Genomic DNA, 15590 nt, shown 5'->3' on the forward strand with positions numbered 1-15590 from the left:
TACACCCGCAACACCGACAGGACCAGCAAAATCTGCGTCGCCGTTCAGGTGCTTTCGTTACGAGCGCGGGGGTCCAGACATGAAAAGAGCCCCGCGCGGGAGGAGGTGCACGGGGCTCTCAAACTTGACCGGTGACTGGGAGGAGGAGTGCCACCGATCCGCATCGGGCGCCGCGGGAGGAGGTGCAGCGCTTCGATAAGTGTTACAATAATCATGCGTCGCAATATTTTCAAGGGCGGATTTGTTGCATCGCACAATTTTCACCCAAAATCATGTCCGCAATCTATTACCGGTTGCGTATATGAGTGGCGATTGGCGTTAAAGGTTGCAAACCACAACTGAAGATAGCCGATATGACGGCGCACATCTTCCTAGACATGCGGGCGTTTTTGGTTCCTTAGATGCCATTGCACCTAGGAATTGCAGGCTCTTTCTTGAAGTTATTGCTCCAGGTCCCGACCGCGATCATCGTTCTCCTGATTCTGACGACCTGGCTTGCCAGCCTGCGCCTCGTTGTTGTGCCGCCCGGTTCGTACCGGTTGACCGCGATGACCACACTGGTCTTTCAAGGTCACGGCTACCGCCTGGTCGACAGTCCGCAAGCGATGTGTACCCGCCAGGCCTACCCGGCGCGCGACTGCGATGCGATGGCTACCAACAAGCTGGCAAAGACCGTCCTGCTGCGACTGCCTTTCAGCCAATGGCTTTACGAGTACACCGAACCAGACCGCAGCAAGCAGGCGAAGCTCGTCGGCGAAACACCGCTCAGGAGTTCGATCGAGTAGAGCAACGACGTTCGATCTACCTCCATAACCCTGGCGCAGCCTCCGCCGGAACAAAATCGTGATTTCGAGCGGCTCGCGTTGCAGGTTAGGATTTCACGCGTGAGCGAGAAGGAGAAGATCATGAAGATCATTCTGGTGACTGTGGCCACCGTCGGCCTGTCCGCCTCCGCGGCATTTGCCGAATGCGCCTATCACGCCAAGACCAATGCAGCGGTCGATACGACAACAACCACCGCCAGCATCACGACGGAAAGCCAGCCGACGTCCGAAGAAATTGTGCTCCTGAAAAAGACCGATCGCGTGGTTCAGGACGAAAAGGCCGCCGAATAGGGCCGGCATCGACACAGACACAATGCCGGATCGTGCACGTCGGCGGCAACTGCGGCCAATTCCTCCGCTGTTGATGATGGCGCGTGCGCGTGGCTCCGCGCGATTGATGCTGGCAGGCGTGCGCGAACGAAGCGGCAAAGCCTGGGGCTTCAAATCCGGCAAGCTGTTGAAGACCATGCATATTTTACAATTCGGTTTTTAACCCCCCCTTAAATTGCCGCATTTAAAGTTCACCGCATCGCCATGGCGGGTCGAGCGATCAATTTTTCCCCGCCTTTAGGATTGCGTTCGCTGCTGGGGCGGACGACTGGGCGCCCGCAATGCGGCATGAGGGGTAAATCCAAACGGCATGGCAGCAAGCGGCAAGTCAGGACAACGGATCGAGCCCTCGTTCGGCGGCAACGCCGAAGACGATGACGATTTTCGCATCGAGGCCAGCGATCGCGTGACCGGCGGCAGCCGCAAACCTGCGCGTGGCAAATCGGCTCCTGCGCCCAAGAAGAAGGCTCAGCGCAGCAAGCGCGGCGGAACGCGCCGCGGCTCGGGCGGAGGCGGCGGTTTCATCGGTCTCGTGCGCACGCTGTTTTACTGGTGCATTGTGCTCGGCATCTGGGGCGCGATGGGCGTCGGCGGCCTGGTGCTCTATTACGGCGCGCGCATGCCGAGTGCTGAAAGCTGGTCGATCCCCGAGCGTCCGCCCAACGTCAAGATTCTCTCCGTCAATGGCGACATCATCGCCAATCGCGGCACGACCGGCGGCGAAGCGCTGTCGCTCGAAAACATGTCACCCTATATCCCGCAGGCGGTGATCGCCATCGAAGATCGCCGGTTCTATTCGCATTTCGGCGTCGACCCTCTGGGCCTGGCGCGCGCCATGCTGACGAACGTCACCACCGGCCGAATGGTCCAGGGCGGCTCGACACTGACCCAGCAGCTTGCCAAGAACCTGTTCCTGTCGCCGGAGCGGACCCTGGAACGAAAGGTTCAGGAGGTGCTACTCGCCTTCTGGCTGGAGCAGAAATATTCCAAGGACCAGATCCTGGCGATGTACCTCAATCGGGTGTTCTACGGCTCGAACGCCTACGGCGTTGAGGCGGCGTCGAGGCGCTACTTCAACAAATCGGCGCGCGACGTGAACCTCGGCGAGGCGGCGCTGCTGGCCGGCCTGTTGAAGGCGCCTTCCCGCCTGTCGCCCGCCCGTGACCCGAAGGCCGCGGAAGAGCGCGCCCAGGTCGTGCTCGGCGCCATGCGCGAGGAAGGCTTCGTTACCGACAGCGAGATCAAGACGGCGATGTCGCAGACGCCGACCAAGGCCAAGAGCTATTGGTCGGGTGCCGAACACTATGTCGCCGACATGGTGATGGACCAGCTTCCCGGCATGATCGGCGACGTCAAGGAAGACCTGATCGTCGACACCACCATCGACCTCAATCTGGAAAAGCAGGCGGAGGAGGCGATCAGCGCCACGCTTGCGGGCGACGGCGCCAAGCTCGACGCCTCGCAGGCAGCCCTCGTTTCGATCGACGGCACCGGCGCCATCCGCGCGCTGGTCGGTGGCAAGGACTACGCCGAGAGCCAGTTCGACCGCGCCTCCAAGGCCAAGCGCCAGCCGGGCTCGGCCTTCAAGCCCTTCGTCTACGCGGCAGCGCTTGAGATCGGCCGCACGCCGATGTCGATCCGCAACGACGGCCCGGTCAGAATCGGCAACTGGACGCCCGAGAATTACGACCAGAAATACCGCGGCGAAGTTACGCTCGCCGACGCGCTCGCCAACTCGCTAAACACCATCGCCGCGCAGCTGGTGATGGAGGTCGGCCCACAGAACGTGGTGAAGGTGGCGCATCGCCTGGGGATCGATTCCGAGATGCAAGCCAACGCCTCGATCGCGCTCGGCACCTCGGAAGTGAGCCTGGTCGAACTGACCTCGGCCTATGCCCCGTTCATGAACGGTGGCTTCAAGGCGACGCCGCATGTCATTCGCCGGATTTCGAAGGCCGATGGCACGGTGCTTTACGAAAACACCTACGACAACCCGCCGCGCGTGCTCGATCCGGCCATCGTCAGCGAAATGAACCAGATGATGGTGCGGGTGCTGACCAACGGCACCGGCAAGAAGGCGCGTCTGAAGGGCTGGGAGGCGGCCGGCAAGACCGGTACCACTCAATCCTTCCGCGATGCGCTTTTTGTCGGCTACACCTCGAACCTCACCACCGGCGTCTGGTTCGGCAATGACGACGGCAAGTCGATGAAGAAGGTCACCGGCGGCGGCCTTCCGGCCAAGGCCTGGCACGACTTCATGGTGGCCGCACATGATGGCCTTTCGCCCTCGCCGCTGTTCGGCACAACCGGGGTGCAGCCGGTCTTCGATGACGGAGGTGCGCCTGCCGCGGCGGGCGACATGCTTTCCGGCGACCCGAACGCGTTTCCTGAGCCGCCTGTAGGCGTCGACGGCTCGGCCGCCGTGCAGCAGACCCGGCCTTTGCCTGAGGGCAGTGGCGGCATGGTGCCGCCGGCAGACGTCGGCGAGACCACCGGCGCCACCAAGCGCACGACGCTTTTCGATATCCTGACGGGCGGCTGAGGCGGCGCAAACGGCGCCGTCCTGGCAGTTTGCAGCCGCCCCTGCCGCGGGTCGAGCATCTATTGTAGGCCGCACGCCAATCGCAGGCTTGCTTTTGCCCCCAATCGCCCCGCAGAATGCCTTGCAGTCCGAAACGCCGGTCCTTATATACGCCGCATCGGCGCAGCCACCGCTGCGAAGAAATCCAAAGACCATCCCGTTAGGGACTGTCTCACGAATGCCTGACCGGGTTCCGACAGTCCGCTGCAAGGAGAGAACGACATGGCTAAAGTTATTGGTATTGACTTGGGAACGACCAACTCCTGCGTCGCCGTCATGGACGGAAAAGATGCGAAGGTCATCGAAAATGCCGAGGGTGCGCGCACGACCCCCTCGATGGTGGCGTTCAGCGAAGACGGCGAACGTCTCGTTGGCCAGCCGGCAAAGCGCCAGGCCGTCACCAACCCGGAAAACACGCTTTTTGCGATCAAGCGCCTGATCGGCCGGACCTTCCAGGATCCGACCACGCAAAAAGACAAGGACATGGTTCCTTACAAGATCACCAAGGCTGACAATGGCGACGCCTGGGTCGAAGCGCATGGCAAGGATTACTCGCCGTCGCAGATCTCCGCCATGATCCTTCAGAAAATGAAGGAAACCGCCGAATCCTACCTCGGTGAAAAGGTCGAAAAGGCCGTCATCACCGTTCCGGCCTACTTCAACGACGCCCAGCGCCAGGCAACCAAGGATGCCGGCAAGATCGCGGGCCTCGAAGTGCTGCGCATCATTAACGAGCCGACCGCTGCCGCGCTCGCCTATGGCCTCGACAAGAAGGACGGCAAGACGATCGCTGTCTACGACCTTGGCGGCGGCACCTTCGATATCTCGGTTCTCGAAATCGGCGATGGCGTCTTCGAAGTGAAGTCGACAAACGGCGACACCTTCCTCGGCGGCGAAGACTTCGACATGCGTCTCGTCCAGTATCTCGCCGGCGAGTTCAAGAAGGAACAGGGCATCGACCTGAAGAACGACAAGCTCGCTCTTCAGCGCCTCAAGGAAGCGGCCGAAAAGGCCAAGATCGAGCTGTCTTCGTCGCAGCAGACCGAAATCAACCTGCCGTTCATCACGGCGGATGCCTCCGGTCCGAAGCACCTGACCATGAAGCTGACCCGCGCCAAGTTCGAAGCGCTTGTCGACGACCTGATCCAGCGCACCGTTGCTCCGTGCAAGGCCGCGCTGAAGGATGCCGGCGTTTCGGCTGCCGAGATCGACGAAGTCGTTCTCGTCGGTGGCATGAGCCGCATGCCGAAGGTCCAGGAAACCGTAAAGCAGCTGTTCGGCAAGGAGCCGCACAAGGGCGTGAACCCGGATGAAGTCGTGGCCATGGGTGCTGCGATCCAGGCCGGCGTTCTGCAGGGCGACGTCAAGGACGTTCTGCTGCTCGACGTGACCCCGCTGTCGCTCGGCATCGAAACGCTCGGTGGCGTCTTCACCCGCCTGATCGAACGCAACACGACGATCCCGACCAAGAAGTCGCAGACCTTCTCGACCGCCGACGACAACCAGTCGGCCGTGACGATCCGCGTCTCCCAGGGCGAACGTGAAATGGCAGCCGACAACAAGCTGCTCGGCCAGTTCGACCTCGTCGGCATTCCGCCGGCACCGCGCGGCATGCCGCAGATCGAAGTGACCTTCGACATCGACGCCAACGGCATCGTGCAGGTATCGGCCAAGGACAAGGGTACGGGCAAGGAACACCAGATCCGCATCCAGGCATCCGGTGGCCTGTCCGACGCAGACATCGAGAAGATGGTCAAGGACGCCGAAGCCAATGCCGAAACCGACAAGAAGCGCCGCGAAGGCGTGGAAGCGAAGAACCAGGCAGAAAGCCTGATCCATTCTTCGGAAAAGTCGCTGAAGGACTACGGCGACAAGGTTTCGGAAACCGACCGCAACGCGATCTCCGACGCCATTGCCGCGCTGAAGACCGCCGTCGAGGCTTCCGAGCCGGACGCCGAAGACATCAAGGCCAAGACCAACACGCTGATGGAAGTCTCCATGAAGCTTGGTCAGGCGATCTACGAGGCCCAGCAGACGGACGCCGCCCATGCGGATGCCGCCGCTGACGCCGCGCGCGACGGCGATGTCGTCGACGCGGACTATGAAGAAGTCAACGACGAAGACGATCGCAAGCGGTCGGCCTAAGTCGCCCTCTCCTAGAGACGGAAAAGCCCGGGGCGACCCGGGCTTTTTTGTTGCCTTTTTACCCCTCAGGCGCCTGCGCCAGACAGCCTCTGAAGGACGACGGGCCCGTGAGGCCCGCGCCGCTGAAACCGCCGCTACAGAGCATCCCTGGGGGCAGGAGTGCCACCCAAAGCGGGTCTACCGGGCGCGAGACCGGCAGAAACGTCATTTTTCCGACAAAAAACCGCATCCGCGGCCCGATGGGCTATGGTATCGCGCTTCAAGGTTTACTAAATCCTGTGGCAAGGTAACCAGGCAGCCGCCGGGCCCCCGCGCTGGCACGCCTTGTCAACAGGACAATCTTTGAAGAATGAAACGTGATCTTTACGAAACGCTTGGCGTTGCCAAGAACGCGGATGAGAAGGAGCTGAAGAGCGCCTTCCGCAAACTGGCGATGCAGTATCATCCGGACAAGAACCCCGGCGACGCCGCCTCGGAAAAGACCTTCAAGGAAATCAACCAAGCCTACGAGACGCTCAAGGACCCGCAGAAGCGCGCGGCCTATGATCGTTACGGCCACGCAGCCTTCGAGCAGGGCGGCATGGGCAACGGCTTTGGCGGTAGCGCCGGTGGCGCAGGCGGTTTCTCCGACATCTTCGAAGACATCTTCGGCGAGATGATGGGTGGCGGGCGCCAGCGGCGTTCATCGGGTGGCCGCGAGCGCGGCGCCGATCTGCGCTACAACATGGAAATCTCGCTGGAAGAGGCCTATTCCGGCAAGACCGCGCAGATCCGGGTGCCGACCTCGATCACCTGCGACGTCTGCACCGGGTCCGGTGCCAAGCCTGGCACCAGCCCGAAGACCTGCGGAACCTGTCAAGGCTCGGGCCGCGTACGCGCCGCCCAGGGATTCTTCTCGATCGAGCGCACTTGCCCGACCTGCGGCGGCCGCGGCCAGACGATCACCGATCCCTGCACCAAGTGCCACGGCCAGGGCCGCGTCACCGAGGAGCGCACGCTCTCCGTCAACATTCCGGCCGGCATCGAAGACGGCACTCGCATTCGCCTCTCCGGCGAAGGGGAAGCGGGCCTGCGCGGTGGACCAGCGGGCGATCTCTACATCTTCCTCTCGGTCAAGCCGCACGAGTTCTACCAGCGCGATGGCGCCGATCTCTATTGCAGCGTGCCGATCTCGATGACGACGGCGGCGCTTGGCGGCAAGTTCGACGTCACCACGCTCGACGGCACCAAGTCGCGCGTGACCGTGCCGGAAGGCACCCAGGCCGGCAAGCAGTTCCGCCTGAAGGGCAAGGGCATGCCGGTGCTACGTTCCAGCCAGACCGGCGATCTCTACATCCAGATGCAGATCGAGACGCCGCAGAAGCTGACCAAGCGTCAGCGCGAGCTGCTACAGGAATTCGAGCAGATCTCGTCGAAGGACAACAATCCGGAATCCGCCGGCTTCTTCGCCCGGATGAAGGATTTCTTCGACACGCTGAGCGACTGACGCTCAGCGGTTGCCCCTACTGCATGTTTCCTTAGATCCTATCCGATCTAAGGATAAAAACATGCAGCAATTCAAAGTGCTACAGCGACCTTTGCGCGTCCAATAAGACGCGCGGCGCTGTAGGATCACGTCATGGCCGCAAGCTGCCACAGCCCGGCCATGACGACCGCGGCTCCCGCGACGCGGGACAGCATCCGGCCGCCGGGCACCACCTTTTCGGCGAGCACGAAAATCGCGATCACCGCGATCCACAGGACGTTCATCACGCCGCCGATGAACAGGAGCGCCATCAGCGCCCAGCAGCAGCCGACACAATAAAGGCCGTGAAGAAGACCGAGCTGGTAGGCGCCGCCGGCATCGCGGCGAAAGCCGCCATGGCTCTGGATGAACATGAGCGGCGCCTGGCACTGCCTTAGGCAGGCGTCCTTCAACGCCGTCCATTGAAACAGTCCGACCGAAATCAGGATGATGCCGCTGAGAATACGGCTGCCGCTCGCCAGCATCGGCGTCAGCAGCAGAGCAGACTCCAGCAGCCATTGCCCGAGCGTCGCCAGAGCCGCAAACAGGACCCAGGCGGTGAGATAGCCGCCGGCAAAAAAGCCGGTCGCGGCAAACGGCCTGTCGTCGAGCGCCGCCTGCCGCCCGACACGGGCAAAGAGCAGGATCATCGGCGTTGCCGAAGGCGTCATCATGCCGACCATCATCACCGCCCACATGACAAAGGCATAGGCGAAGGTCGACACACTCCAGGGACGGAAGGCGACGTCGGCCATCGACGCCATGGCACCCGGCGACATGTCCATGGCCATGCCCTCGTCTGTGCCCATCGCCATGTCGCCGCTCATGCCATCGCCAGAGGCCGGCACGTGCGCCATGGCCTCCATGCCGACTGCCAGCCAGAGAATATAGAGCCAGGTAATTCCGGTCAGCGCCAACAGCGAGACCACGACGATGAGCCGGTCGCGCCTTAAAAGCGTTTCGAGCGCAGTGTCGGCCATGGGCGTCAGTGAACCACGCCGCTTTCAGACAGATGCATGCTGGCGAAATGGGCGTGCGAATCCGGAATGGACAGCGTCAGCGGCCCCTTCGTGTCGGCCCACCCGCGTCCAACCTCGCAGACGTCGTATTCGAAGCCCTGCGGCAGGTTGATGCGTGCCTGATGCGGGTTTCCGGTCACGGGGTTCAAGATCGGCTCGCCACGCGCCACGATCCACCCGGGCACATTCAGCCGTGCTGTCCGCGCGCCGACATCGACGTCGAAGTCGATCTCGGCAAAGACCGGGTCGTGAAAGGTTTCGAAGGTGGTGGCGAACACCTGGAAGAAGGTTGCTCCCGGCTCGGTATCCTGGCCGCTCATGATGCGCAGCAGCGACTCGCGCTGGGCCGGCGTGGCACGGATGTCGACGATCGGCACGACCTCACCCCTGCCCTCATGAATTGCACCGGGCCAAGCCGCAATGATCCCGCATCTCAAGCCGTCGAGGCGCGTGTCGCCGTGATGGCCCGTCTCGATCTCAAATCCACCGACGGCGCAGCAATTGCCGTGGGTCGGCAGCGCATTGAACTGGCAGGGGCAGCCATAGGCGCAATTGCAATGAATGAATTCTCGACCCTTGATCGTCCAATTGACACTCGTCATCGTCTCCTCCCGGATCTGATCGGTGTGGGATCTGCTTCATTCCGCTCGACTGTTCGACGACTTATTAGGTTTCAAGAATATACTCTCCTCCGGGCGCCCTGCCAACGCCGCCCGCGGCGTGCCGTCGATGACGAACAGGACTTTGCCGCCACGCGCGATCGAACGCGCGCGGCGGCAACAGACAGGTGAGTATCAGAGCGTGGCCATGCCACCATCGATGATCAGTTCGGCGCCCACCGTGAAGGCGGCCTCGTCTGAGGCGAGGAAGACAATTGCCTTGGCAATCTCGCTTGCATCGCCGAAGCGGCCGAGCGGGATCTGCGCGGCGATCGATGCGACGATCTCCTTGTTTTCGGCAGGCGTGGCACCGTGTCCGTCATGCAGTGGCGTCTTGATCGGGCCGGGGCTGACCGCATTGACGCGAATGCCGCGGCCGATCAGTTCGCCCGAAAGCGTCTTGGCAAGCGACAGGAGCGCCGCCTTGCTGAGCGCGTAGACGCTGGAGGTCGGCATGCCGATATGGGCGTTGATCGAGGTGTTGAGCACGATCGAGGCGGGGTTGGAGAAGATCGGCAGCAGCGCCTGGATCAGGAAGAACGGGCCCTTGACGTTGATCGCGAGCGACTGGTCGAAGCTGGCTTCGTCCCATTTTTCGATCGGCTGAAGCTTGGCGATGCCGGCGTTGACGAAGAGGATGTCAAGATGGCCGAAGGCGGCCTTGACTTGCTCGGCAACCGCCGCCTGTCCGGCGGCGTTGCCGGCATCGGCCTGGATGATGACGGCGCCTTCGCCGAGTATCTTGCGTGCTTCGGCAATGTTCTTCGGATTGGTGCCGGTAACGGCGACCCGGGCACCCTCGGCGATGAACTGGCGCGCCGTTTCGAGGCCGATGCCGCTGGTGCCGCCGGTGATGAGCGCGGTCTTGTTGTGCAAACGTGGCATGATGGAATTCCTTCTTTTGGGTTGGCCTGGCTGTTGGGTTGGCTTGGGACCGGTCTTCTTTCCATCGACCGCCGTCCTTCGTTGCCAATAGATATGGCCGAAGATTGCCGTTCGGATTAGTCTGCCAATGATGGAACTCGAATTCGGAAATGCCGAACGATGCTGAAGATCGAAGGAATTGCTGCCTTTGTCGCAGTTGCGGAAGCCGGCTCGATCAGCGAGGCGGCGCGCCGGCTGCGGCTGTCGAAATCCGTGATCAGCGAACGGGTCTCGGACCTGGAACGCCACCTGAACGCAACGCTGTTGCATCGCACGACGCGCAAGCTGACTCTCACCGAAGATGGCATCGCCTTTCGCGAGCGCGCGGTGCGGATCGTCAGCGAGGTGCAGGCCGCCGCCAGCGATCTGGCGGAGCGCCGCGGGACGCTGACCGGACCATTGCGGATCGCCGCCCCGGTCAGTTTCGGGCATCTGCATCTCGGGCCTGCCCTTTACCCCTTTCTGGCGGCACATCCCGAGGTCGAATTGACGCTCGATCTCGACGATCGCCGGGTCGATGTCGCCTCGGAGGGTTATGACGCCATCGTGCGCCACGGGATCATCGCCGATTCACGGCTGGTCGTGTGGAAGCTTGCCAAAAGCAGGCGCCTGCTGGTCGCCTCGCCCGACTATCTCGATCGCAACGGCACGCCGGCCTCGCTTGCGGAACTCAACGATCACCGCGGTATCTTCTACACCAATCGCGGCGCTTCCGACTGGCGGTTCGAGGGGCCGACCGGTTCGACCGTTATCCGCGCCCGCATGGCGCTGCGCATCAACAACGGCGACATGATCCACGATGCTGCCGTCGCCGGGCTCGGCATCGCGCTGCTGCCGACATTCATCTGCGGTCCTGCGGTGCGCGACGGTCGGCTTCGCGAGATCGATGTCGGTTTTCGCCCAGAGCCGGAATTCATCTACATGGCCCATCCGGAGGGCCGACGGCCGTCGGCCAAGCTCCGGGCAATTACCGATCATCTGAAGAAGACCTTTGGCGATCCTCCGCACTGGGACCCGTGAACCGCTGCGCGGCTGTGGGCGCGACCGTTCATGCGCAACCCCCATTCGCTACATCTTGATGGGCGCCGCCCAAGTCGCGATCACGACCGGGCCGGATATCCCGGACGAGCCTTGCAACCGAAAGTCGGACGCCTGTTCCCTGAACTGGATCGTCTCATGACGCTCAGTCCCACCGCCAATGCGGAGGCTCTCTCCCCAACCGCGAGCCCCGCCCCCGGCATTGCAGCCGGAGGCGGACAGGGTCACAGGAACAGATCGACTGCGAAGTAGGTGAGCGCCGAAATCGCAGCAGCGGCCGGCATCGTCACGAACCAGGCGATGACAATGTTGCCGGCAAGGCCCCAGCGCACCGCCGAGACACGCTTGGCGGCACCCACGCCGATGATCGCGCCGGTGATCGTGTGGGTGGTCGACACCGGAATGCCGAGCCAGGTGGCGGCAAACAGCGTGATGGCGCCGCCGGTTTCCGCGCAGAAGCCCTGCATCGGATTGAGCTTGGTGATCTTCGAGCCCATGGTGTGCACGATGCGCCAGCCGCCCAACAGCGTGCCGAGCGCGATCGCCGCCTGGCAGGTGATCACCACCCAGAACGGCACATAGAACTCGGAGCCGAGATAGCCCTGCGAGAACAAGAGCACGGCGATGATGCCCATGGTCTTTTGCGCATCGTTGCCGCCGTGGCCGAGCGAATAGAGCGACGCCGAGACGAACTGCATCACCCGAAAGGTACGGTCGACAGCAAAAGGCGTCCGGCGCACGAACAGCCAGGAAACGATGAGGATCAGGAGCAGCGCCAGGAAGAAGCCGATCATCGGCGACATCACGATGGCGCCGACCGTCTTCAAGAGACCGGTCCAGACGATGGCATCGCCGCCAGTGCGGGCTAGGCCGGCACCGACGAGGCCGCCGATCAGCGCATGCGACGAACTCGACGGAATGCCGAAGATCCAGGTCGCGATGTTCCAGACGATCGCCCCCATCAGGGCCGAGAAGATCACCAGCGGCGTAACGATGCCGGGATCGATGATGCCGCGTCCGAGCGTCTCGGCCACATGCAGGCCGAAAAACAGGAAGGCGATGAAATTGAAGAACGCCGCCCACATGACCGCATATTGCGGCCGGAGCACCCGGGTCGAAACGATGGTTGCGATCGAGTTGGCGGCGTCATGCAGCCCGTTGAGAAAGTCGAAGAACAGGGCGATTGCAATGAGGGCGACGAGCAACGGCAGGGCGAGCGTCGCGTCCATCAGACGTTCTCGATCACGATGCCGCTGATCTCGTTGGCGACGTCCTCGAAGCGGTCGACGACCTTCTCGAGCTCGCCGTAGATCTCGCTACCGATAATGTAGGCCATGGCATTGTTGGCACCGTAGCGGCGGAAAAGATCCTTCAGGCCCTGGTCGTGCAGCTCGTCGGACCGGCCTTCGATGCGCGTGACCTCTTCGGCGATGGCGATGAGCCGGCCGTGGTTGACGCCGATGCGATTGAGCAGCGGAATGGCCTCGGCGATCAGGTGCGCCGCCTGGACGACGATGACGCCCATTTCCTTCATGCCCGGATCGAAGGTCTTCTGCTCGTAGAGCCGGATGGTCTTGACCGTCTTGTGCATCATGTCGATGGCATCGTCCATCGACTGGATGAGATCCTTGATGTCGCCACGATCGAACGGCGTGATGAAGGAGCGACGAACGGCCAGAAGCACTTCGCGGGTGACACCGTCTGCCTCGTCTTCAAGCGCGACGATCCGGTCGCAGTGCTTTTCGAGATCGTCGCCGCCGGCGAGGAGCTTGTCGAGCGCTTCGGCGGCACCGACGACGGTACGCGAATGTTGCGCGAAGAGATCGAAAAAGCTGTCTTCGCGGGGAAGGAGTTTGCGGAACCAAGCCAGCATCACAAATATATCCGTTCGTGGATTGTCATGCGGCTGTCATATTGTACGCAAGCGATCAAGAAAAGCGCTGAACGACTGGGATTATAAGGCTTTCCCCGCCGTTATCGCGCAATTTTGCCTGGAAATGACTCAGGTCACCTTTCGTCTTGCCTTAAAGCCCGCTTTCGTCCTACTGCATAGCTCCTTAAATCGGCATCGATTTATGGAGCTATGCAGCAAGTGTTGCAGCGTCCTTTGCACGTCCTGTTCGACGCGTGGCGCTGCGACTGGCGCCGACGTCGAATCCGGACCCGAAATGCCACAAAAGGTCTTTCTCAATCGCCTGAAGCTGAGCGAGTTCCGCAATTATGCGGCGCTGTCGCTGGCGCTCGACCAGAGGCACGTCGTGCTGACCGGCGAGAACGGCGCCGGCAAGACCAATCTGATGGAAGCGGTGTCGTTTCTGTCGCCAGGCCGTGGCCTCAGGCGTGCGGCCTATGCCGATGTCGCTCGCGTCGGCGCAAGCGACGGCTTCTCGGTCTTTGCCGAAGTCGTGGGCATGGAAGGCCCGGTCGAGATCGGTACCGGCACGGCCGGCACCAGTGAGGGGCAATCACGACGCCTGCGGCTGAACGGCACGACAGCGAGTACGGTCGATGAGCTGACCGACCATCTGCGCGTGCTGTGGCTGACGCCGGCCATGGACGGGCTCTTCACCGGCCCGTCGGCCGATCGCCGCCGTTTCCTCGATCGGCTGGTGCTTTCGCTCGATCCGGAGCATGGGAAGCGCGCCAGCGAATTCGACCGTGCCATGCGTAGCCGCAATCGGCTCCTCAGCGACTTTCGTCCCGACCCGGCCTGGTTGACTGCCATCGAGCGGGAAATGGCGGGGCTCGGCGTGTCGATGGCGCTCGCACGGCAGGAGATGCTGGGTCTGCTGACGGCGCTCGTCGAGAGAAACACCGGCGACAGCGTCTTTCCATCTGCGCGCCTGGCGCTGGCGGGCTTCCTCGACGACGAGAGCCACAAGCCAGCCTTCGACCTCGAAGAACAATATCTCACCATGCTGCGCGAGGGCCGGGCGCGCGACGCGGCCGCCGGCCGGACACTGGACGGACCGCACCGCACCGACCTCCTGATTCGCCACCGCGAAAAGGACATGGAAGCCGAGCGCTGCTCGACCGGCGAGCAAAAGGCGCTGCTCGTCGGCCTGGTTCTTGCCCATGCGCGCCTCGTCGGCGACATGACCGGTCACGCTCCTATCCTGCTGCTCGACGAGATCGCCGCGCATCTCGACATGGGCCGCCGCGCCGCCCTATTCGATCTCGTCGACGGACTTGGCGGCCAGGCCTTCATGACCGGGACGGACCGTGCGATGTTCGACGCGCTCGGCGATCGCGGCCGGTTCCTGACGGTGGAGCACGGAAGCGTATCGGGATGATGGAGCCGATCATGGAAAGTGTCCGCTCATGACTAGTACAAGCCTCGAATCATCGGAAATTGCCCGCTACGCGCGCCACATCATGCTGCCCGAACTCGGCGGTGGGGGGCAACAGAAACTCAAGGCGGCGCGCGTTCTCGTCATTGGCGCCGGCGGCCTCGGCGCTCCTGTTCTTCAATATCTCGCCGCCGCCGGCATCGGCACGCTGGGCATCGTCGACGATGACGTGGTGTCGCTGTCGAACCTGCAGCGGCAGGTGATCCACCGCACGGCCGATATTGGCCAGACAAAGGTCGAGAGCGCCTCGGCAGCGATCGGCGCGCTCAATCCGCATGTGGTGGTCGAGAGGCATCCCCTTCGTCTGGCAGCCGACAACGCCGAGGCGCTGTTGCGCCAATATGATCTGGTGATCGACGGCTCGGACAATTTCGACACGCGCTATCTCGCCGCCGATACGGCAGCAACCGTCGGCATACCGCTCGTCACCGGTGCAGTCGGCCGCTTCGACGGTTCGCTTACAGTGCTGATGCCTTATCGCTCGGGCGCGGATGGCGAACCGAACCCGTCCTACCGCGATCTCTTTCCCGAAGCGCCGCCGCCGGGCGTCGTGCCCTCCTGTGCCGAGGCCGGCATCATCGGCGCGCTCACCGGCGTCATCGGAACATTGCAGGCTATGGAAGCCATCAAGGTGATCGCCGGGATCGGCGAGCCACTCGTCGGTCGGCTGTTGATGTATGACGCTCTCTCGGCGCAATTCAGCACCATCCGCTATCGCCGGCGCAAGGACAGGAGCGCAGACTGATGCAGATCATCAGGATCGACGCTGCCTTCGATCGCTACAAGGAATTGCTGGCCCTGATCCTTGACGCCTTTGCCTATATGGACGGGCGGATTGATCCGCCATCCTCGGCCCATGCGCTAACGATTGAGGGGCTGAGCGAGAAGGCTTCGGCAGAAATTGGCTTCGTCGCCGTCGACGGCTCAGTGCTTGCCGGCTGCATCTTCTGCAAGCCGGAGACCGACTGCCTCTATATCGGCAAGCTTGCGGTTTCCGCGACCTGCCGGGGAAAAGGCGTCGGCCGACTGTTGCTTGCAAGCGCCGAAGCAGCGGCACGCGACCGCCACTTGGCCGCTCTGAGGCTGCTGACACGGATCGAACTCACCGAAAACCACAGGACGTTTTCGGCCTGGGGCTTCGTCGAAACCGACAGAACCGCTCACCCGGGCTTTACCCGGCCTACCTCGATCGAGATGCGCAAGACGCTTTGATCAG

14 protein-coding genes are annotated in these 15590 nt (G+C 62.6%); 9 read left to right on the forward strand and 5 right to left on the reverse strand.

All coding sequences use genetic code 11. The features are described from left to right. Positions 1–434 precede the first annotated feature (434 nt). From ASD02_RS04195 to dnaJ, 5 genes are all read left to right on the forward strand, one after another. Positions 435–785 (forward strand): hypothetical protein, encoded by a 351-nt coding sequence (locus ASD02_RS04195; protein WP_144239129.1) that lies wholly within the window; start codon positions 435–437, stop codon positions 783–785. Positions 786–884: 99 nt separating this feature from the next. Continuing rightward, the gene (locus ASD02_RS04200; protein WP_239637561.1) at positions 885–1115 is read left to right on the forward strand and encodes a hypothetical protein; all 231 of its coding nucleotides are present in this window, start codon (positions 885–887) and stop codon (positions 1113–1115) included. Between the two features lie 349 nt (positions 1116–1464). Further along, positions 1465–3696 (forward strand): transglycosylase domain-containing protein, encoded by a 2232-nt coding sequence (locus ASD02_RS04205; RefSeq protein WP_025425432.1) that lies wholly within the window; start codon positions 1465–1467, stop codon positions 3694–3696. Between the two features lie 261 nt (positions 3697–3957). After that, complete coding sequence (gene dnaK, locus ASD02_RS04210) at positions 3958–5880, forward strand: molecular chaperone DnaK (protein ID WP_025425431.1); 1923 nt, start codon at positions 3958–3960, stop codon at positions 5878–5880. A 349-nt stretch (positions 5881–6229) separates the two neighbouring features. After that, positions 6230–7366: a molecular chaperone DnaJ gene (gene dnaJ, locus ASD02_RS04215; RefSeq protein ID WP_025425430.1), complete on the forward strand. Its 1137-nt coding sequence runs from the start codon at positions 6230–6232 to the stop codon at positions 7364–7366. Positions 7367–7491: 125 nt separating this feature from the next. Here the strand turns inward: dnaJ and ASD02_RS04220 are convergent, their stop codons facing one another. From ASD02_RS04220 to ASD02_RS04230, 3 genes are all read right to left on the reverse strand, one after another. Continuing rightward, on the reverse strand, positions 7492–8364 hold the full coding sequence (locus tag ASD02_RS04220; protein ID WP_113568355.1) for a DUF2182 domain-containing protein: 873 nt from the start codon (positions 8362–8364) through the stop codon (positions 7492–7494). Between the two features lie 5 nt (positions 8365–8369). Continuing rightward, positions 8370–9005, reverse strand: a complete 636-nt coding sequence (locus tag ASD02_RS04225) for a DUF1326 domain-containing protein (RefSeq protein ID WP_025425428.1) — start codon at positions 9003–9005, stop codon at positions 8370–8372. A gap of 192 nt (positions 9006–9197) precedes the next feature. Continuing rightward, complete coding sequence (locus ASD02_RS04230) at positions 9198–9947, reverse strand: SDR family oxidoreductase (RefSeq protein ID WP_025425427.1); 750 nt, start codon at positions 9945–9947, stop codon at positions 9198–9200. Positions 9948–10106: 159 nt separating this feature from the next. Between ASD02_RS04230 and ASD02_RS04235 the strand changes: the two genes are divergently transcribed. Then, a complete protein-coding gene (locus ASD02_RS04235; RefSeq protein ID WP_025425426.1) occupies positions 10107–11006 on the forward strand; it encodes a LysR family transcriptional regulator in 900 nt (299 codons plus the stop codon). A gap of 242 nt (positions 11007–11248) precedes the next feature. On the opposite strand, the gene ASD02_RS04240 is transcribed toward ASD02_RS04235, so the two are convergent. Together ASD02_RS04240 and ASD02_RS04245 are read right to left on the reverse strand one after the other, a co-directional pair. Beyond that, a complete protein-coding gene (locus ASD02_RS04240) occupies positions 11249–12253 on the reverse strand; it encodes an inorganic phosphate transporter (RefSeq protein WP_025425425.1) in 1005 nt (334 codons plus the stop codon). Further along, complete coding sequence (locus ASD02_RS04245; protein ID WP_025425424.1) at positions 12253–12897, reverse strand: DUF47 family protein; 645 nt, start codon at positions 12895–12897, stop codon at positions 12253–12255. Before ASD02_RS04245 ends, ASD02_RS04240 begins: the two co-directional genes overlap by 1 nt. Positions 12898–13192: 295 nt before the next feature. Between ASD02_RS04245 and recF the strand changes: the two genes are divergently transcribed. The 3 genes from recF to ASD02_RS04260 are packed head-to-tail and all read left to right on the forward strand — an operon-like array spanning position 13193 to position 15586. Next, the gene (recF, locus tag ASD02_RS04250) at positions 13193–14317 is read left to right on the forward strand and encodes a DNA replication/repair protein RecF (RefSeq protein WP_025425423.1); all 1125 of its coding nucleotides are present in this window, start codon (positions 13193–13195) and stop codon (positions 14315–14317) included. Positions 14318–14345: 28 nt separating this feature from the next. Beyond that, entirely contained in the window at positions 14346–15119 is a 774-nt protein-coding gene (locus tag ASD02_RS04255) for a molybdopterin-synthase adenylyltransferase MoeB (protein WP_025425422.1), read from the forward strand. Then, complete coding sequence (locus ASD02_RS04260; RefSeq protein ID WP_025425421.1) at positions 15119–15586, forward strand: GNAT family N-acetyltransferase; 468 nt, start codon at positions 15119–15121, stop codon at positions 15584–15586. The genes ASD02_RS04255 and ASD02_RS04260 overlap by 1 nt, the downstream gene beginning before the upstream one ends. The last annotated feature ends 4 nt before the right edge of the window (positions 15587–15590 follow it).

It is taken from the genome of Ensifer sp. Root1252 (assembly GCF_001425885.1).
GTDB classification, from domain to species: domain Bacteria; phylum Pseudomonadota; class Alphaproteobacteria; order Rhizobiales; family Rhizobiaceae; genus Ensifer; species Ensifer canadensis.